Origin of the sequence: Streptomyces sp. NBC_01384, from assembly GCF_045040035.1 — a bacterium.
In the GTDB taxonomy this organism is placed as follows: Bacteria; Actinomycetota; Actinomycetes; order Streptomycetales; family Streptomycetaceae; genus Streptomyces.
Map to the genome: position 1 here is coordinate 6,091,444 of NZ_CP109559.1, position 17,717 is coordinate 6,109,160.

A 17,717-nucleotide genomic window follows, 5' to 3' on the forward strand; every position below is an offset into this window, starting at 1 on the left:
TTGCCGACGCAGTCGGCGTAGAGAGGGACCGCCGCCGGGCTCATGGTGAGGAGCGGGCCCGGCGGCGACCGTCGTACGTACTCAGGCCCGTACGGCCGCGTACGAGCTCAGGCCCGTACCATCGCGCACGCGCTCAGGCCCGCCGGTCGGCCACGACCCACGAGGCGAGGGCCACGGCCCCGGCGACACCGAACACGGAGGGCCAGGCGCCCACCTTCTTGGCCAGCGGATGGGACCCGGCGAAGGCGGCGACGTACGCGGCGGTCAGCGCCCCGGCGGCCTTCCCACCGGCCTGCCGCCGCCACTGCTGCGCGGCCGTAGCTCCGGCAGCGGCCAGCACAACCCCGCCGAGTTGCCGCTTCTTGGTCCACCGGGCCACGCCGTACCCGCCGATGAGCCCACCCGCGGCCACCGCCGCGGCCGGTACCTTCGCCATTGCTGCCTCCCGCTGCTGCGTCTGTCGAACGAACCGAGGCTAACTCGCGCAGACGGTCGGTCGGCGACCACCCTCCCCACGGGAGACGCGACACCTGTTGGTCCTGTTGGGCGGATGCTGTCCCGCTGGGCGGATGCCGTGCCGCTAGGCGGATTCGGAGCGCTCGGCGACGAGCATGATGCGCCGGAGCATGTCCGACAGGGCCTTGCGCTCACCGGCGTCGAGGGCCCCCAGCAGGCGGTACTCCTCATCGCCGAGTACGTCCATCGCGCCCAGCCAGGCCGCCCGCCCGGCATCGGTGAGCTGGACGTCGACGCGGCGACGGTCGGCGGCGGAGTGGACGCGGCGGATGTAGTCGCGCCGTTCGAGGGCGTCGAGCCGGCCGGTGACCGAGGCGGGGGCCAGGTCGAGGTCGGCGGCGAGTTCGGAGGGGGCGGCGTGGCCACCGCGTCCGGCGAGCGAGTGCAGGGTGTCGAATTCGTGCCGCTGGAGGCCGAAGTCGACCAGGGACCGCTCGCGGACCCGGCGCAGGTGGCTGGAGAGCAGCTTCATTCGGGTGACCGCGCCCTCGATGTCCGGGTCGAGGTCAGGCAGAACGGGCAGCCAGCGGTCGACATGCCCATCGGTCCAGTCATGCCCATTGGTCCCGTCATGGTCCTCCATGGGCTGATCCTATGGCGCCCGTGGCTCATGAGCGGCTGCTGGACGGCTCCTGCGAAGCCACCGGCGAACGAAGTATTTCGTTGACGAAAGATTAGGTGCCGAAATACATTCTCCGCTGTGAATCCTCTCGGGCTTCCCGCCTTTCGTCTGTTCTTCGCCGGGCGCTGCGTGTCCCTGCTGGGCGACGCCGTCACCCCGGCTGCTCTCGCCATCGCCGTCGCCAAGGCCACCGGGTCCGCGTCCGCGCTGGCGCTCGTCCTGGGCTGTGCGATGGTGCCGCGGCTTCTGCTGCTGCCGATCGGCGGAGTGATCGCCGACCGCTTCGACGCCCGGCTGGTCGCGCTCGCCACGGACCTGGTGCGGTGCGCGGCCCAGCTCTTCGTGGGGCTCCAACTGATCGGCGGAGACCCGGCATTGGCTCACATCGCGGCCGCCGAGGCGGTCGGCGGGACGGCATCGGCGTTCGCCATGCCGACGCAGGCGCCGCTCGTCACGGGGACGGTGAGCGCGGGCCCCGGCCGACAACAGGCCAACGCGCTGCTGGGCACGGCGTCCAGCACGGCGCGGCTGGCCGGCCCCGCGATCGCCGCCTTGATGTTCGCGACCGCGGGCGCGGGCTGGGCTTTCGTACTGGACGCGGTGTCGTTCCTGGTCAGCGCGGGCACGCTGGCCGCGATCCGGATCGAGCGGGTACCGGTGGAACACCGCTCGCTGCGCGCCGACCTGAACGAGGGCTGGGCCGAGGTACGCAGCCGGGATTGGTACTGGACCAGTCTGCTGGCGCATGGCGTATGGAATGGGGCGGCGGCAGTGCTGGCCACCCTCGGCCCGATCGTCGCACTTCACGAACTCGGCGGGGAGGGGGTCTGGTTGGCCGTCCTCCAGGCGGGCGCGATCGGACTGCTCACCGGTTCGCTACTGGCCGGTCGGGCCCGCCTGCGACGCCCGGTCCTGACCGGGAACCTGGGCCTGGCCAGCTACGCCCTGCCGCTGATCGTGCTGGCGATACCCGGCCCGGTACCGCTGCTCGTGATCTCGTACGGACTGGCACTCGCCGCACTCGGTTTCCTCAACCCCGTGTGGGAAACGGTCGTCCAGGAACGCATCCCGGCCCACGCCCTGGCCCGCGTCACCTCGTACGACTGGCTGGTTTCCATGGCCGCCATGCCGATCGGCTACGTGCTGGCACCACTGGCCGCAAACGCCTGGGGCACCGCAGTGCCGCTCACCTCCGCGGCCGCCCTGGTCGCAGCGGCCTGCCTGGCCACGGCGGCGATACCAGGGGTACGACGACTTACGGCGCGGGACGCGTCGTCCGGTGCACCGGGGCCATCCCTTCCGCCGGGTCCGTCCGGCCAGAAGGCCACGCCGGAGCCGAGCGGTCTCCCTGACTCGTCCACCACAGCCGGGGATTGACGCGGCCAGCGGGGTGCGCCTCCTCAAGAGGAACGTCGGGGAGGAAGGCGCGGCCGGGCACCGTCCCCACGGCGGCCTCGACCCGGGCGTCACGGAGGCCGTAGATGTCCTCCGTCGTGATGCCGTCGACCAGGCGGCTGCGCAGCTCTTCCGGCGAGGCGTCGGTAGTGGTCTTCATGGTGTCCTTCCGGCTCCTTTTCCCTGGGACTGGCGTCCCCCGAAGGCACCCCACTGCTCGGAGTAGTGGCCGACCCGTGGCGGCGGGAGATCTTCACCGCGATACGCGGCGGAGGCGCTCACCTCAACGGCACGCCTGTCCGCGCGGCCGACCACACCACCCTCACCGGCCACGTGTTCCTCACCGAATGGGCGGCTCACGCGCACTGGCCCGGCATGGACCACCTCCTGACCGAACTGGCCGCCCGCCACTGCACGGTCCGCGTGATGGGCTCCACGGCCCTGTCCCTGGCCCAGGTCGCCGCGGGCCGAGCCTCGGCCACGGCGATCGGCGAGTTCCACCCGGTGGACGGCCTCCCGGCCCTCCTGATCGCGACGGAGGCGGGGGCGGTGGCGCTGCCGGAACTCCCGGCGTACGACGAGCCGTTGCTGCTCACCGCATCCGGGGTGGCGGAGGAGGCGGCCGAACTATGGAGCACGATCCCACCGACGGCGCCCGGAAACTAGCCCACATCTCCCGTACCCGCCTACGCCTTGTCCTCCCCGCCCCGTAGTGACGACAGGACCAGTCCCGCCTCCTCAGGCGGGACTGGGAAAGCCGCTACTCCGGTGCGTCAGGGTGACTGAACTGCGTCGGCTGGTCAGAGTTTGGGCTCGACGGGGAGGGGAAGCTTGTCCGCCCAGCTGGCGAGAGCCATGGTCGCGATCTCATGGGTTTCCCCGTCGGCAGCGGTTTCCGTGAGGAGGGTCCGTTCGGCGTTGGGGAGGGCGAGCTGGCGGTAGAACTGGAGGTCTTCGAATCCGTTGACGGCAACGTCATGGCTGGTGGCAGCGTAGACGAGGCGAGGAACGCGGGCCCAGTAGCAGGCGACCAGGCACATGGGGCAGGGCTCGCTGCTGGCATACATCACGGCGTCTTCCATGAGGTGGCGCCCGAGTTCGGCACCGGCGTTGCGCAGGGCCATGACTTCAGCGTGGGCAGTGGGGTCGCGGAGTTCGACGACTGAGCTCGTGCCGGTGGCGATGACTTCCCCTTCGATGACGATGAGGGCGCCGAAGGGGGTTTTGCCCTCGTCTTCAAGGGCGTGACGGGACAGGTCGATGGCCTGAGTGAGGAATGTGCGGTCCTGGGCGGCCTCGGGGGCGTAGGACACCTTGTCTCCAAGTATCAGGTTGAGCCGGTTTCGGGTGCATTTACATGTGTATGGAGGGATCCGCGTCGCCGAACGGGCCATCCAGATCCATGTCGTAGCCGGTGAGTGGGGTAGTGGCGCCGTCGGTGTCCACGGTGTGCAGCGCCAGCCCGGCTTGGTGGCGCTCGGTCCAGTCGCCGTTTCTTAACAATTCGACCATATCCGGGATAGGGGCCCTGGGCTGGTCTCCGCGGAGGATGAGGCGATGGATGCGGGACGCGGATGGGCTGTTGGAGCAGAGCAGGACGCTGGTGGCGGACAGGCGGTGGTGCCATTCATCGAAGGCCCGGCCGATGGCAGCCGGCCGGTAGGCGGCGTCGGGGGTGAGGGGAAGGTTGTGCAGGATGATGCGAGTGATGGTGATTCGGTCGCCGCGGCGTAACTGGGCAGTCATGAGGGCCTGGTCGACTTCGTTGCGGAACGCTGTGAGCTCGGGCTGGAGCCAAGCCTGGTCGCATTGCACGACCACGGCGGCGGTCACCTCGGCAGCCTCGAGGTCGGCCAGGCGTTCGCGCCACGCGGTCACGTCTATGGCTGGGGCGGTCACGTTCCCTCCCGAGTATGGGCGCCAACCAGCTGAAGAACGTTAAGACCAATGGTGATGGCCTCGACGGGATCGGTTTCCGCAGCAGCTCCCGGCAGAATGCGGGCGGCGAGGCGAGCGGCGGCAGTCAGGGCCGGGGCGGGGAGTGCGTTGAGGAAGGTGCGTAACTCCGCGGCGCTGTCGCCGGGGGCGAGTGGTGCCAGCCGGCAGGCGATGGCAAGGATCATCGCGGTCGGCCGCTGGTGCGGCTCGACGAGTGGGACGGGCACGCGGTAGGTCTGGTCACGCCGTGAACCGCGTATCTTCGCGGCCGGCGCACCGGGAAGGTCGGTGCGGCAGACGAGGCTGAGGAGGGCTTCGCGGGCTTGCGCGGCGGTGGTGAAGTAGCGGTGGGTGGCGAAGGTGCGCAGGTAGGCCCCCAACAGCTGGTGATCGGGCGTGAATTCGGGACGGATCAGCTCCGGCGGGTGCGGCAGGCGAGTGTCGCGCAGGGTGGCGAGTGCCGTCACGGAGACCAGGGCCCAGAAGTGGTCGTACTCCGCTTCGGAGCCGAAGGCGCTCCGGGAAGCGTCCGCTTCGGGCGAGGACACAGCATCCGCGCCGCCGTACAGGGCCTGGCGCAGTTGGGTGAGGATGGATGCGCCGTCCCAGTAGTTGCCCATGAACTTGGTGCCGGTGAGGATCTCGTATGCGCCATACAGGGCGCTGGCTTGGTGGGCGCCGTGAAATTCGGTGAAGTCGCCGGCCCACAGCAGGACCTGGAGCGGGTCGGTGAGGATGGTGCCGAGCTCGTCGCGGGTGGTGGCCGACTTGGGGTCGGGGTCGACGCAGCGCAGGATCTTCAGACGAGCGTCGGTGGTGAGGGCGACCAGTTCACGGGCAGCCCGGTTGGAGGCCACGCCACGTACCGACATCAGCAGCGCGGTGTTTGCGAGCCAGGCCAGGTAGCGGCTGAGGGCGCCCAGCGGTGGAGCGGGGTTGGGCAGGCGGCGGCAGTGACGGATGGCCGAGTCGATCAGTGCGTGGGCGCCGCTGACCTGGACCGGGTCGGCGCCGCCGGCCAGGGTGGCGCGCGAGAGGCGGTGCAGGACGTCGAGGTGAACAGTGATGGCGCCCTCGGCGGCCTCCACCGGTACCTCGGCCTCCACCAGTTGGTCGACAAGATGTCGGATCGCAGTGGGATCGTTGCTGGTGGCGGCTTGGCTGATGCTGCCCAGATAGGAGTTGACGATGGAGTCGTTCTTGAGCTCGTAAACGGAGGAGCCAAAGCCGGCGGCCTGTCGGGCCAGTGCCCCGGCCAAGGTGCGACGCAGCAGCCGGTTGCGGCCGCCGATGCTGGCCAGGCCGAAGAGGCGTATGAAGGAGAAAATCCCGAAGATGTTGGCCAACAGGAACAGCAGCGCGCCGTAGGTGGCGCTGACGGGGTTGTCGCTGAGCAGCCCGCAGGCCGTGAACAGGGCTGCGAACCAGCCGATGAGCACCCATTCCCGGAAGGCGATGTGGCTGTCTATTGCCCGTAGCGAGGGCCAGGAGCTGGCCGCGGAGAACGTGAGGGCGAAGATGACGGCCTCGCCGGTCAGCAGCGTGGCGAAGAAGGCGATACTGAACTGGGTCGCGTCCACGATGTCGGTCTGTCCGCGCGGGTAGTTGAGCGCAACAAAGCCGAGCGCTACCGCACACAGGAAGAGCGCGATCTGTCTCAACGTCTGCACTTTTGCCCCGCCCGGCTCCTGGACTCCACCAGCGTCGTCCAACTCTCGCAGGCATCAGTGGTGTTGCCAACAGGGTGTTTGCGCCCGGGGCCCAGCGCTGGGGAAGGATGCCTGATCGTTGCAAGGCCTGAAACGCCGGGTGGGGAAGGCGAGTTAACCTTCCCGGGACACTGCGGTCGTGGACAGGGTGAGCGGATGCATGGCGCTGCTCCAGTGCGCGATGACGAGATCCCCTGTGTCCTGCACGGCCGCCGGCAACCGACCGCGAGGGGTAGGTCATTTCACCGAAGCGGCCAAGAACTTGCACCACACCTTGGCTGACACGGCGACATGCGGACCCTCGGGCCGCTTGGAGTCCCGTAGCAGAACTCCGGCGGGTACGAAGGCCGCCTCTACGCACTCGGTTGCGTTGCCGCCGCTGTATGACGACTTGAACCAGACGGGCTGGGAGACGGACTGGGGGGTGACGGGCATTCACAGCTCCTTGCGGGCACGATGGATCACGGCGGAGGAGGCCTCCATGTCCAACGCTTGTGCGCGGAGGTACTCGAACGCAAGTCTGTATCGGTCCAGTTCCTCCTCTTTCTCCAAGAAGAGGGAGCCGGTGTGGAAGTCGACGTACACGACATCAAGGGCGGGTTCCGTGCCTCCGATGATCACGAAGCTGCCGAGAGCTGCGGAGTGGGCCCCCTTGGAGAAGGGCAGCACCTGAAGTCTGATGTGAGGAGACTCGCTCGCTTCCAGGAGTCGATCGAGCTGCTCCTTCATGATCTCGGGCGACCCGACGACTCGACGGATCACGGACTCGTCGAGGATCGCCCATAGGCGCGGCGACTTCGGCCTGGCTAGAACTTCCTGTCGCTTCATGCGGATGTCCACGAGCCGCTCGATCTCCGCCGGTTCCAGGGGTACTTCGTTGGCCTTCTGCAGGGCTGTGCTGTAGGCGCGGGTCTGCAGAAGGCCTGGCACGTAGACGCAGGAGAAGTGATCCTCACGTACGGCCTCGTCCTCAAGCGTGAGCAGAAGGTTCATGCCCTCCGGGATGGAGTCGGCGAACGAACTCCACCAGCCCTGCTGTTTGGCGTCCTTGGCAAGATCGACAACAGCCCTTTGCTCGGCTTCAGTCGCCCCGTACTCGCGACACAGTGCGTCGACCACGATCCACTTGACCGGGCCGGCTTGGGTTTCGTACCGGCTAACCGTCGCCTTGGACACCCCGACGAGCCGTCCGGCTTCCTCAAGGGTCAGCCCCTTGCGGGCGCGCAACTTGCGCATCATCGCGCCCAACTGGCGACGACGTGTTGTGGTCCGTGCGGACATGCGGCTCCTCTGTGCGTGCGCCGGGCGACCGCCCGGAGGCCCAATCAGGCTAGGCAGTATGCAAGTTGCCGTACTACTGGATTCACTCGATCGATTCTCGTGAGAAGTTACACAGTGAGAGTTCTCTATGCCATGCTCGCTCACAGATCGCTACGCAATGCAGCCGTACGGACACGGCAGGCGCAGCATGGCGTGGCATGGGACGGAGGAGTGGCCGTGCCTGGCTACGAAATCACCGAACCCCGACTCCGCTGTGTGCTGCCTTTCGAGGCGGAGCCGGCAGAAGTGCGTCTGCTTCGGAGAGCCGCTGCTGCCCAGCTCAGTCGGTGGGGAATGCCCGTGGCTGCCGACGAAGCGGAGCTGTTGGTCACGGAGCTGGCAACGAACGTCATGAAGCACGTCGGCGAAGGCGTGTCGGCGACCTTGATCCTTGAGTGGAGGGCCGAGCGGCTACGCGTGGAAGTCCACGACAAGAGCCGTACGGTGCCGTCACTCAGAACTGCGGGCTCCGAAGAAGAGTGCGGTCGGGGCCTCCACTTGCTAGCAGCCCTGGCGGTGGATTGGGGGACGGTCCTGACGGCAGTCGGCAAGTCGGTCTGGTGCGAGATCCTGCTCGACTCAGGATCCCGCGCATGCCGGCGTATCGAGCGAGCCGTCGAAGTGTTGGAGGGTTACCAGGAGGTTGGTGGTGGAGCTGCCTTGCAGGGCGGCAGAAGGGGCATCGCCCTTGAGGAGTCCGCGGTCGAACTGATTGCGGATCTGCTCCATTGGACCGCCGCCCGCGGCCAAGACCCGGATGACGTACTGGACCGGGCCCAGATGCACTACGAGGCCGAGGCGGCTGCTGCCGTCTGACCACTGGCCCGCTTGCCCCTGGTCTCATGGTGCTCCTTGCTGCGCCGACAGGGCCGCTTGCAGGAGTGCGGCGGCATCGTCAGGTGCTCCGTGTTGGTGAAGCTGGGCCGCTGCGCGCATCACATGAGGATGGGGGTTGTCCCGTCCGTAGATGTGGATCAATGTGCCTGCTAGTTCGTCTAGTTGCCCCTCCCGCAAGACGCATACAAGGGTCGCGGTCTCTGCCGGGCTGAGTACTTCCGCGGAGTTGTGTAGCAGGGCCAGGGCCCCGTCTTGCCGGCCGCCGATCTGTAGTGCTTCGGCTTGGCGGGCGACATTCAGCGCGGCCCTCATCTCGGGATTGCTCTGCTGCCGGTCCCCCATCCGAGGGGGGACCGGCAGCAGAGCTGCGCCAGCTCGCGCAGCCAGACGGGATCGATGGCCGGCCTGAATAGTGCGTCGTGCGCTGGTCTTGAGTGTGTGCACCTCCTGAGCCTTTAGTGCCTGCACCTCAGCCTTTAGTGCCTGCACCTCGCGCTTCAAGGCGGCAGCCTCCTCCCGCAGAGCTGCGGCCTCCTTCTGGACGGCAGTGAGTTCAATGGCGCTCTCGACGGCCTGTTGCCGCAACGTCGAGACCTCGTCGCGCAACTTCACGCAGTCACCGCATAGCTCGGCGGCGGCCTGGGAGTGCAGCTTCTCCAGGTCGGTAAGTGTGATGCCCGCCTTCTCTGCGCCGCCCGCGTCGATGGTCGCGACCGCGTGAAGAGCCCTGACGATGGCTATTCCCGGCAGGTATGCGGCACTGAGGAATCTGGACAGCGACGTATCACTGACGGGCAACCGGTCGGCTGCCTGCTTCTGTGTCGGGGCGCTGCCGTCGGGGTTCAAGGCCAGCAGGCGGCAGAGTCTCTGCAGTTCGGCGGCAAGTGCACGCTTCCCTGGAGGAACGTCACTGCCAAGCTCTTTCGTCGTCCAGCCGTAAGGAGCGGAGCTGCCTTTTGCTCGTGGCATATCACTCACTTCATTTCCGGGCTATGTGTAGCAAATTAGCTGAAATCGGGTTATTGCTGGCGGGTCTTGTCGGCGTCGTGGCTGTGTCGGGCGCAGGTCGGGCCAATTGTGCACGACGGAGGATGAGTTGCGCTCTTGCTGTCTGGTGCGCAAGTGTTCCAGTGGGGACTGATTTTCGGTTTGCGGTGCGACACTGTGATCAGCCGCTCGTGGAGCGGGGGGTGGCCAAGACGCCTGTGCCGCTGCGGGAGTTACGCATGCACGCATACTGCGCCTTTGCCGAAAACGTGCGATTTAAAACAGGAGTGAGCAAATGGCACTGCCGTCCTGGCGGGAAACCGGTATCGGAAGCATGGCTCGGGCTGCACTGTGGCTGGTGCAGGAAGTAGGGGAGGGCAACATCTTCACGAAGGCCGAACTGCGCGAGGCGTTCCCGGACGTCGCACAGATCGACCGGCGTATTCGCGACCTGCGCGACCATGACTGGAAGATCTCGCCGAGCCGTGAGGACCCCACGCTCCGTCAGCAGGAGCAGCGGTTCGTGGCCCAGGGGGCGGAGGTGTGGATCCCTGGGAAGTCGAAGGCGCCGAAGCACAAGGCGAGCCTCACGGCCGCCCAGCGCGCGAAGGTGCTGGACGAGGACGGTTACCTCTGCCGCACCTGCGGTATCGCGGCTGGTGAGGCGTACGAGGAGGGGATCGAGCAGGCGGTGCTCAATGTGGCCCGCCGCCAGGTGATCCAGCCCAACGGAGACACGGCCTATCAGTTGATCACCGAGTGCAAGCGGTGCGGTGTGGGCAGCTCAGGTCGGCAGGCCGACTTGGGGCGTGTCATGGAGCAGGCGGCTGCTCTGTCGCCCATGGAGCAGCGGGTGCTCGGCGCCTGGATCGCTGCGGACCGGCGTTCCTTGAGCCCGCTGGACAAGCTCTGGGGGCAGTACCGGACTCTTCCGGAGCCCGCCCGTAAGGCCGTGGCTGACGTGTTCGACGGCGCGAACGACTAGGACAGGACGGAACGGACATGATGCGGGAACTTCCTGATCCGCCGCGGGCGGACGAACTGAGTGAACTGATCAAGAAGAAGGTCGCGGAGGCCCAGACGGCCGGTGGCACCCGCGAGACGGTGACCGTTGACTGGGACGAGCAGAAGGCGCACGTCGATGTGATCGACCTTCCTCTCAGCAAGCTCTACTTCAACCCCAGCACGCACCGTATCCGGGCCCAGCGCAGCCACGACGCTGCAAAGGACGCGGAACTGGACCGGAAGCCGTGGATCGGGGAGAGCCAGGACTACCTCCGTTTCCTACTCAAGGTTTCGCCCACCGACACGAACCTGCGTGACGTCGAATTCGACGCCCTCAAGAACAGCCTCGACGAGTTCGGCCAGAACGACCCCGGGCTGGTTACCCATCAGGGCATCCTGGTCAATGGCAACACCCGGGCAGCCGCTCTGCATGAGCTTGGCGTGCAGTCGATGCGCGTGGGCGTGCTGCCCGAGTCGTTCACCTGGGCGGACATCAACGCCGTGGAGCTGTCCTTGCAGCTCCGCCGGGATCACAGGCGTGACTACTCCTACATCAACCGCATCATCGCCATGGAGGAACAGGCGGCCCTGGGGCGGACGCCCGAGCAGATCGCCAAGGAGTTCCGGATTCAGGTCCGGACGTACCATCAGGAACGCTGGATCCTCGCCACGATCCGTGAGCTGATCAAGCGCAGCCAGGACGCCGGCGGCAACGGGCTCCGACTGGTCGACTGGGAAGGTGCTCAGGAGCGCCTCAAGGAACTCCAGCGCTTGTACGTGAAGCTGGAGACCCTTGACCGCGACCAGGCTGAGATCCTCAAGGAACTGCGTCTGGCCGCCATCCTGCTCAACTTCTCCAAGACCGACGTACGGCACATCAACGAGGACTTCCTCAAGGAGGGGCTGGAGCAGAGGCTGTTCTCCGCTGGTCCGGCGCCTGAGGACCGGCCTGAGGTCAAGCCGGCGGGCGTAGTGATCCCTGGGCTCGGGGTAGAGGTCCCGGCTGCCTCCTCTGCGGTGGCTGACATGAAGGCACTCAACGACCGTCTGTTGCGTGCCGCGGCTGTCGTACGCAGTAGGAGCGAGGGCCCTGACCTCGGTAACGAGGCGAAGGAGCAGGCGCAGAGCGTTTTGGACGACGCGAGGAGCGCTTTCGACGACGCCATCGAGGCCGCTGGCCGCAGTGCCCGGCTGCGCAAGCGCAAGCAGCTCGCGCCGGCCCGGCTTGCGGAGGCGTGCGCCAGCATCGACCAGTGCGTGAGTGACCTGGTGCAGGCCCGCACCTCGCGCAGCCTGGACGAGGAGGCTTTCGATGACGCGGTGATCAAGCTCCGCGGCAGCCTGCTGAAGCTCGCCAAGCAGGCCGGCCGCGGTCTCCAGGATCCGGGCGACGGCGTGGCCTGGCTGATGGACGCCGTCGCCATGGAAGGTCGGCAGTGACGAACGAACCGAGCGAAACGTCCCTGCACCTGGGGTTCGACGAGACACACACACGCGTCGTGCTCCGGACCGCTGAGCGCCACCAGCCGGACCTGGTCCAGCTGGCTGCCCGTTTCCGGACGGGCGGTCAGCTCAGCGTGCTCAGCGCCTCTGTTGCTCTTGATGACTTCTTGGCCAACCTGCAAGTCCTTGGCGACTGGCCTGACGCCAACGGCGTGGAGTGGTCCTCCGCACTCAGGAAGCTGGCGACCGGCGTCCTCCAGGACGCGCGGACCGTGGAAACCAGGCTGGCGGGCACGGGGTCCGTCGGCGAGGTTGATGCGGATGATGTCCCGAGTCTGCTCGGCGACAACTGGAAAGGTGAGCTGAGCGCCTTCCAGCGCAGGGACATCGCGAAGCTGCTGTCCCTGCAGCACGGCGCCAACTTCAGCGTGCCCGGGGCCGGCAAGACGCGGGTCGCGCTCGCTGTGTACGCGGCTCAGAAGGCCGCTGGCCACGCGCGGCGGCTTCTGGTCGTCTGTCCGAAGTCGGCCTATGACTCCTGGCGTTTCGAGACGTCGGAGTGTCTGACGCACGCGCTGCGCGTCAACGTCCTGGACGGGTCGCTGGACCAGTGGGCGGAGGTGCTCGTCGTCAACTACGAGCGGTTGGACCGCTCGCTGTCGATGCTGACGGCTTGGCTGGCAGCCCAGCCCTCCATGATCATCCTTGATGAGGCGCACCGGATGAAGCTCGGATCCCGGGGCACTTACGGTGCCGCGTGCATGGCCCTCGGACCGCATGCGGACCGACGCCTGATCCTTACGGGTACGCCGGCCCCCAACGGTTCCAAGGACCTGGAGAACCTCCTGGGCTTCGTGTGGCCGGGGCATGGGCAGCAGACCGTGGTGCGCGCGGTGGCCGGAGGTGACCTTCGGCATGCAAGTACGGTGCTGCGGCCGCTGTTCACGCGGACGACCAAGCAGGAACTTGGTCTGCCCCCTGTCGATCTGGGCATCCGCTACGTGGACATGCCGCCTCTGCACGACGAGATCTACAGCTCCCTGGTGGGCGGCATGAGTAACGGGGCGGCCAGGGAGGATCTCAGCGCGCTCGGCAAGACGGCTCTGCGGCTTCTGATGGCCGCGACGAGCCCGGCTCTGCTCCTGGAAGGAGCCACCAGGTACGAGCCGCTGGCCTACCAGCTGCCTCCGTTGGAGATTCCCCAGGGCGGCTCCCTGTACTCGATGATGCAAAACCTCCCTGACTACGAGCTGTCACCGAAGTACAAGGAAGCCGTGGCGATCATCGCCGAGAACGCGGCGGCCGGACGCAAGACCCTGGTCTGGACGACGTTTGTCCGAAGCCTCACGACGCTGGAGCGCATGCTGGAGAAATTCAGCCCGGCCGTGGTGTACGGAGGGACCCCCGACCGAGAAGAACAGCTCCGGCGCTTCCGTGAGGACCCGGCTTGTATGGTGCTCATCTCCAACCCGGCGACCTTGGGTGAGGGCATCAGCCTGCACCACGTCTGCCATGACGCTGTGTACGTGGACCGTGACTTCATGGCGGGCCGGTTTCTGCAGAGCCTGGACCGTATCCATCGCCTTGGGCTCGCACCCGACACCGAGACGCGGGTCACGGTTCTCGCCGTGCGTAATTCCATCGACGAGGTCGTGGCGGCGCGGCTGGAACAGAAGCTGGCGTTCATGGGCCAGATCCTGGATGACCCCACAGTCCAGCAGCTTGCCGATTTGGAGGAGGAGCCGTCGGTGGCTGCTGGTCTGGCGCCGAGTGACATCGAAGCGCTGCTGAGCCACCTGGGGGGCAACCTGTAGCTGGCTGCGTGCGGCGGAGGCAGCGCACTACGATTGAGGCTGTGTCCTCCGAAGCCGAATGGGTAGCCCCGGAAGGTTCGTGGGCTTCGTCTGCCGCCCGCCGCCGCAACATGCAGGCGATCCGCAGCCGCGATACAAAACCAGAATGGCTGATCCGGCGTCTGGTGCACGCTCAAGGGCTCCGCTACCGGGTGTCAGTACGCCCCATACCCGACCTTCGCCGGACGGCCGACTTGGTATTCCGTCCCGCGAAGGTCGCGGTATTCATTGACGGCTGTTACTGGCATGGATGCCCTGAACATTATGTGCCGCCTAGAACAAACTCCGGCTACTGGTCGGAGAAGGTGCTACGTAATGTGAAGCGAGACCGGGACACGGATCAGAGGCTCAGTGACGCGGGCTGGCTCGTGCTCCGCTTCTGGGAGCACGAGCAGTCAGAAGCTTGTGCCGACAAGGTTGTCGCGACGGTCCTCGCGCGCAGACGCGGGGGTGTTTTCCGCTGAAATTGAGATTTCCATTTGGTGTGGCATGTCATCCAGGGCAGTTGTGCCCGAGGAGTCGACGTCGTAGTTACTGAGAAGTTCTTCCCGGTACTCCGGTCGCAGAACTGCCGCGATTGCGCGGCCTACGGCTTCAGCGACCGGCGGAGGGAAGGCATTGCCCACCTGCCGGTACTGTGCTGTCTTTCTCCCCTGGAACCGCCAGTTTCGCGGAAATCCCTGGATTATGGCGGCTTGCTCGACGGTGAGCATAGGGCCGTTCTCCCTGAACAAGTCCCGTTCCGGGTCGCATGCGTCCAGGTCGTTGGCCACCCCCATGGCGTCAACCCCCATGGCCGCCCAGGCCCTCTTCGCTCGCGTGGGCCCAAGGTCAGCGCCGCCATGCTTCCTGGACCCACCCACCAATGTGGGGGCTACGCCATGGCCGGCGGCCGCGGACTTGTGGGCGGCGTCGAGCCAGTCGTTGTAGACATCCTCTCCTGTCCGCTCGCCGGGCTTGGCCGACTCACCCCACTGGTTCTTGTCCCAGTACCGAAGGCACCGTTCCCGCATGGTCCTTCTGAGGCTTTCAGCGACAGTAGTTTCGTCGCCCTTGATTCCCAGCGGCCAGCGGAATTCGTTGACACCGGGCTTTGAGAAGTCTTCACGGATCGCGACCAGGATGGCCCTGGGGCGTAGCTGGGGGACGCGGAAATCTTTCGCGTCGAGTCGGCGCCACACCTTTCGCATCTCAAGATCCTGAGCTGCTGGAGAAAGCGAGGTGTCAATATCGGGGACTGTGTAGCCAGCGCGGCGCAATCGATCGAGGATTTTGGCCCGATATTCGATGAAAACACCCGGCGGCTCAAGGATTCCCCGGACGTTTTCAATCATGATTGCTTTGGGGGTAAGTTTTTCAATGATGCTGAGAGCTGCTGGGAATAGGTCGCGCTCATCGTCTTCGCCCAGTCTTTTCCCGGCCAAGGAAAAAGGAGGGCAAGGGACGCCGCCTGCGAAGAGGTCGACGGTATCACCTTTGAGATCAAGAGCCTTGCATGCGTCTGATGCGAGAAAATCCTTGACGTCCATCGGGGTGAGCGCCTGAGCCTTTTGCGGCGTCCATCCGGGCCAGCGTCCGACGTTGGCCCGCAGCGTACTGACCGCGTGCTGGTCCCACTCGACAAGCGCCAAGTGATTAAATCCGGCATTATGCAGCCCCACGGCCTGCCCACCGGCCCCCGCACAGATCTCGATCGAGGTCAGTGGCGTAGTGAACTGCGGTCGCTTCTGGCCGCTGGGGGGCATGCCGCTCCTTCTGGGGTAAACCATCATGCTGAGGAGAGTCCGTGGTCGTGGACGGCCACTCCGAACCAAGAGTCTCGCATCTATAAGGCCCTCCACCGACACCAGTAGGTTACCGGCCGGTACCAGGCGCGAGACTAGCCCTCGGTTACGCACAGCGCACCGGACAGTGGCGATTTTCAAGAGACGTACAGAAAGGCGTTGGCCGTTCTAGACGTCCTTGCCCTGGGTGGCCCCGTGACACTCGCCGTATGAGTCCCCCGACCCGCACCAACACTCCACCCCCCTCTGCGGCGGCCAAGCCACAGCCAGCCCGCGGGCCGCCAGTGTCGTCGCGTACTGCGGCAGCAGTGTCGCGTCCGACGGGGACGAGGCCTCAGACGCGGCGAAGGCCTCGTACGACGGGACCGTGCCCGTGACGATGCCCAGGTTCGGGGTGCCGGAGGCTGCCAGCTCTCGCAGGGACGCCTCTATGGTCGAGAGGTGTTCCTCGCGGGACGGGTACTCCGCGGTCAGGGAGGGATACGCGGCCATGAGTTCGGCGAGTTCGGCGGTCGGCCAGTGGAGGATCGCTACCGGGAACGGGCGGGACAGCGCCTCCCTGTATGTGCCGAGCTCGGCGCGGAGGCGGGAGATCTCTGCCTGGAGTTCGGCGGGGTTGTCCGAGCCGAGGGACCAGACGCGCTTCGGGTCGTGGAGTTCGTCCAGGGACACCGGGGACGAGTGGAGGGTGTCGGCCAGGGTGTCCCAGTTGTCGTGGGCCTCGCCCAGCATGCGGCGGACGCGGTGGCGGCCGAAGAGGAGGGGGTAGGTGGCGTACGGGGGCTCCGACGTGTCCGACAGGAGGAGCTGGGCGGCCGCGGTGAACGTCTCCTGCGCCGCCTCCAGTTCGTCGTGGCTCTCCAGGGCCTCGGCCACGATCACCCAGGGGGCGGGGTCGCGGGGGGACGTGGCGCGGATGCCGTCGATGATCGCGCGGGCCTCGGCCTCGTGGCCGTACTCCCACAGGTTCGATGCCTTCAGGGCGCGGACCAGGTGGGGGTGCTCCAGGGGCGTCGAGGACGACAGCAGGCGGTCGTAGAGCGCGGTGGCTCCGGGGCGGTCGCCGGCCAGTTCGAGGTGGGCCGCGGCCTGCACGAGCAGGTGTTCGGCGTCCTCGGGGTAGAGGCCGGCAGTCCGCTCCAGGCGCGCTGCTTCGGCGTTGTGGTCGACGTGCTCGGCAGACGTGTCGGGGCGCATGGGGGACACCGTACTGCCGATGCCGTACGAGGGAGAGATACCTGCAGGCCAGAGCCGGAGGGTGGGATCACTTCATTGCCCTTGGGGCGGGAGAAGGGGCGGAAGAAGGGTTCGGGCGGTTATGGGGCTGGTGAGTTCGGGGCGCAGCCTTTATCTTGCGGGCCCGCGGTGAAGGAGGCGAGACATCGGCATGCGGGCTTCCGGCATCGTGCGGCGCGGCCTCGGGGTCCGCGGCGTCGTGGATCACCGCACTCGGCGGCGACGGGCCGCGTACCGGCGGGTGGTGTGGGGCGGGGGCGAGGTTCTTGTCACCGTTGGCCTGCTTCTTCTGCTCCTCGTCGTGCATCAGCTCTGGTGGACCAATCGGCAGGCCCGGGAGGGCGCCGAGAGGAAGGTTCAGGCGCTGGAGAGGGAGTGGGGGAGGGAGCGGGGGAAGGGGAGCGCGGAGGAGAAGGAAAGCGCGGGGGCGGGCGCGTGGCGTGCGGGGAGTGTGGGGAGTGCCTCGGCCGTTCCGGGGGGCGATGGGTCGTCCTCCGGCAGCGGCTCCGGGGCGGCCGGCGCGGGTGGGCGGACCCAGGGATCGGGTCGCTCGTCGCAGGCGTACGCCGTTCTCTCCATTCCCCGGCTCGGTCTCCGCGTGCCCGTCGCGGAGGGTGTCGGGAAGCGGGATGTGCTCAACAAGGGGTACGTCGGGCACTACCCGCACACCCAACAGGCCGGTCAGGTCGGGAACTTCGCGCTCGCGGGGCATCGGAACACCCACGGGGAGCCGTTCCGGTACATCAACCGGCTGCGGCGTGGGGACGAGATCGACGTCGAGACCGCGGCCGGGCGCTACGTCTACGTCGTCGACAAGACCCTTCCGCAGACCTCCGCGAGTGATGGAGGGGTCATAGGCAGGGTGCCGCGCAGTACCGTTCGGCCCGCCTATGGGTACAGCGCGCCGGGGTACTACATCACCCTCACCACCTGCACGCCCGAGTACACCTCCAGGTATCGGCTCGTGGTGTGGGGCACGTTGACCTCCATGCGGTCCCGTTGACTTCCATGGGGTCCCGTTGACCTCCATACGGCCGCGGTGACCCGGTCGGACCACGGGTCACCGCCCCGC

General features: G+C 66.9%; 18 protein-coding genes. 8 read left to right on the forward strand and 10 right to left on the reverse strand.

Annotation, left to right across the window (positions count from 1 at the left end; translation table 11 throughout):
* Positions 1-133 precede the first annotated feature (133 nt).
* Together OG747_RS28020 and OG747_RS28025 are read right to left on the reverse strand one after the other, a co-directional pair.
* Positions 134-436: a hypothetical protein gene (locus OG747_RS28020; protein ID WP_405882157.1), complete on the reverse strand. Its 303-nt coding sequence runs from the start codon at positions 434-436 to the stop codon at positions 134-136.
* Positions 437-580: 144 nt separating this feature from the next.
* The gene (locus OG747_RS28025) at positions 581-1,099 is read right to left on the reverse strand and encodes a MarR family winged helix-turn-helix transcriptional regulator (RefSeq protein WP_405882158.1); all 519 of its coding nucleotides are present in this window, start codon (positions 1,097-1,099) and stop codon (positions 581-583) included.
* Between the two features lie 117 nt (positions 1,100-1,216).
* Between OG747_RS28025 and OG747_RS28030 the strand changes: the two genes are divergently transcribed.
* Both OG747_RS28030 and OG747_RS28035 read left to right on the forward strand, forming a co-directional pair.
* Entirely contained in the window at positions 1,217-2,515 is a 1,299-nt protein-coding gene (locus tag OG747_RS28030; protein ID WP_405882159.1) for an MFS transporter, read from the forward strand.
* Between the two features lie 207 nt (positions 2,516-2,722).
* Positions 2,723-3,199, forward strand: coding sequence for an inositol monophosphatase family protein (locus OG747_RS28035; RefSeq protein ID WP_405885703.1), 477 nt, complete (start codon positions 2,723-2,725; stop codon positions 3,197-3,199).
* Between the two features lie 134 nt (positions 3,200-3,333).
* Here the strand turns inward: OG747_RS28035 and OG747_RS28040 are convergent, their stop codons facing one another.
* The 5 genes from OG747_RS28040 to OG747_RS28060 form a co-directional block, all read right to left on the reverse strand.
* Positions 3,334-3,846, reverse strand: coding sequence for a nucleoside deaminase (locus OG747_RS28040; protein ID WP_405882160.1), 513 nt, complete (start codon positions 3,844-3,846; stop codon positions 3,334-3,336).
* Between the two features lie 40 nt (positions 3,847-3,886).
* On the reverse strand, positions 3,887-4,432 hold the full coding sequence (locus OG747_RS28045; protein WP_405882161.1) for a hypothetical protein: 546 nt from the start codon (positions 4,430-4,432) through the stop codon (positions 3,887-3,889).
* The gene (locus OG747_RS28050) at positions 4,429-6,132 is read right to left on the reverse strand and encodes a hypothetical protein (protein ID WP_405882162.1); all 1,704 of its coding nucleotides are present in this window, start codon (positions 6,130-6,132) and stop codon (positions 4,429-4,431) included. Before OG747_RS28050 ends, OG747_RS28045 begins: the two co-directional genes overlap by 4 nt.
* Before the next feature lie 285 nt (positions 6,133-6,417).
* A complete protein-coding gene (locus OG747_RS28055) occupies positions 6,418-6,615 on the reverse strand; it encodes a DUF397 domain-containing protein (protein ID WP_405882163.1) in 198 nt (65 codons plus the stop codon).
* Positions 6,616-7,461, reverse strand: coding sequence for a helix-turn-helix domain-containing protein (locus tag OG747_RS28060; RefSeq protein ID WP_405882164.1), 846 nt, complete (start codon positions 7,459-7,461; stop codon positions 6,616-6,618). It abuts the gene before it with no gap.
* A 255-nt stretch (positions 7,462-7,716) separates the two neighbouring features.
* Between OG747_RS28060 and OG747_RS28065 the strand changes: the two genes are divergently transcribed.
* The gene (locus OG747_RS28065; protein ID WP_405885704.1) at positions 7,717-8,316 is read left to right on the forward strand and encodes an ATP-binding protein; all 600 of its coding nucleotides are present in this window, start codon (positions 7,717-7,719) and stop codon (positions 8,314-8,316) included.
* Positions 8,317-8,340: 24 nt separating this feature from the next.
* On the opposite strand, the gene OG747_RS28070 is transcribed toward OG747_RS28065, so the two are convergent.
* Complete coding sequence (locus OG747_RS28070) at positions 8,341-9,315, reverse strand: hypothetical protein (RefSeq protein WP_405882165.1); 975 nt, start codon at positions 9,313-9,315, stop codon at positions 8,341-8,343.
* 304 nt (positions 9,316-9,619) lie between these two features.
* Between OG747_RS28070 and OG747_RS28075 the strand changes: the two genes are divergently transcribed.
* From OG747_RS28075 to OG747_RS28090, 4 genes are read left to right on the forward strand one after another with little or no spacing between them, the layout of a single operon-like run.
* Positions 9,620-10,309, forward strand: a complete 690-nt coding sequence (locus OG747_RS28075) for a hypothetical protein (RefSeq protein ID WP_405882166.1) — start codon at positions 9,620-9,622, stop codon at positions 10,307-10,309.
* Between the two features lie 17 nt (positions 10,310-10,326).
* A complete protein-coding gene (locus OG747_RS28080) occupies positions 10,327-11,769 on the forward strand; it encodes a hypothetical protein (protein ID WP_405882167.1) in 1,443 nt (480 codons plus the stop codon).
* Positions 11,766-13,586: a DEAD/DEAH box helicase gene (locus OG747_RS28085; protein ID WP_405882168.1), complete on the forward strand. Its 1,821-nt coding sequence runs from the start codon at positions 11,766-11,768 to the stop codon at positions 13,584-13,586. Before OG747_RS28080 ends, OG747_RS28085 begins: the two co-directional genes overlap by 4 nt.
* Before the next feature lie 41 nt (positions 13,587-13,627).
* Positions 13,628-14,089, forward strand: coding sequence for a very short patch repair endonuclease (locus OG747_RS28090; protein ID WP_405882169.1), 462 nt, complete (start codon positions 13,628-13,630; stop codon positions 14,087-14,089).
* On the opposite strand, the gene OG747_RS28095 is transcribed toward OG747_RS28090, so the two are convergent.
* Both OG747_RS28095 and OG747_RS28100 read right to left on the reverse strand, forming a co-directional pair.
* Positions 14,021-15,370 (reverse strand): DNA cytosine methyltransferase, encoded by a 1,350-nt coding sequence (locus OG747_RS28095; RefSeq protein ID WP_405882170.1) that lies wholly within the window; start codon positions 15,368-15,370, stop codon positions 14,021-14,023. The two genes, OG747_RS28090 and OG747_RS28095, sit on opposite strands and share 69 nt — an antisense overlap.
* A 207-nt stretch (positions 15,371-15,577) precedes the next feature.
* Positions 15,578-16,606, reverse strand: coding sequence for an SEC-C metal-binding domain-containing protein (locus OG747_RS28100; protein ID WP_405882171.1), 1,029 nt, complete (start codon positions 16,604-16,606; stop codon positions 15,578-15,580).
* Between the two features lie 190 nt (positions 16,607-16,796).
* Between OG747_RS28100 and OG747_RS28105 the strand changes: the two genes are divergently transcribed.
* Positions 16,797-17,648 carry a class E sortase gene (locus tag OG747_RS28105; RefSeq protein ID WP_405882172.1) on the forward strand — a complete coding sequence of 284 codons (852 nt, stop codon included), beginning with the start codon at positions 16,797-16,799 and terminating at the stop codon, positions 17,646-17,648.
* Positions 17,649-17,717: the final 69 nt, after the last annotated feature.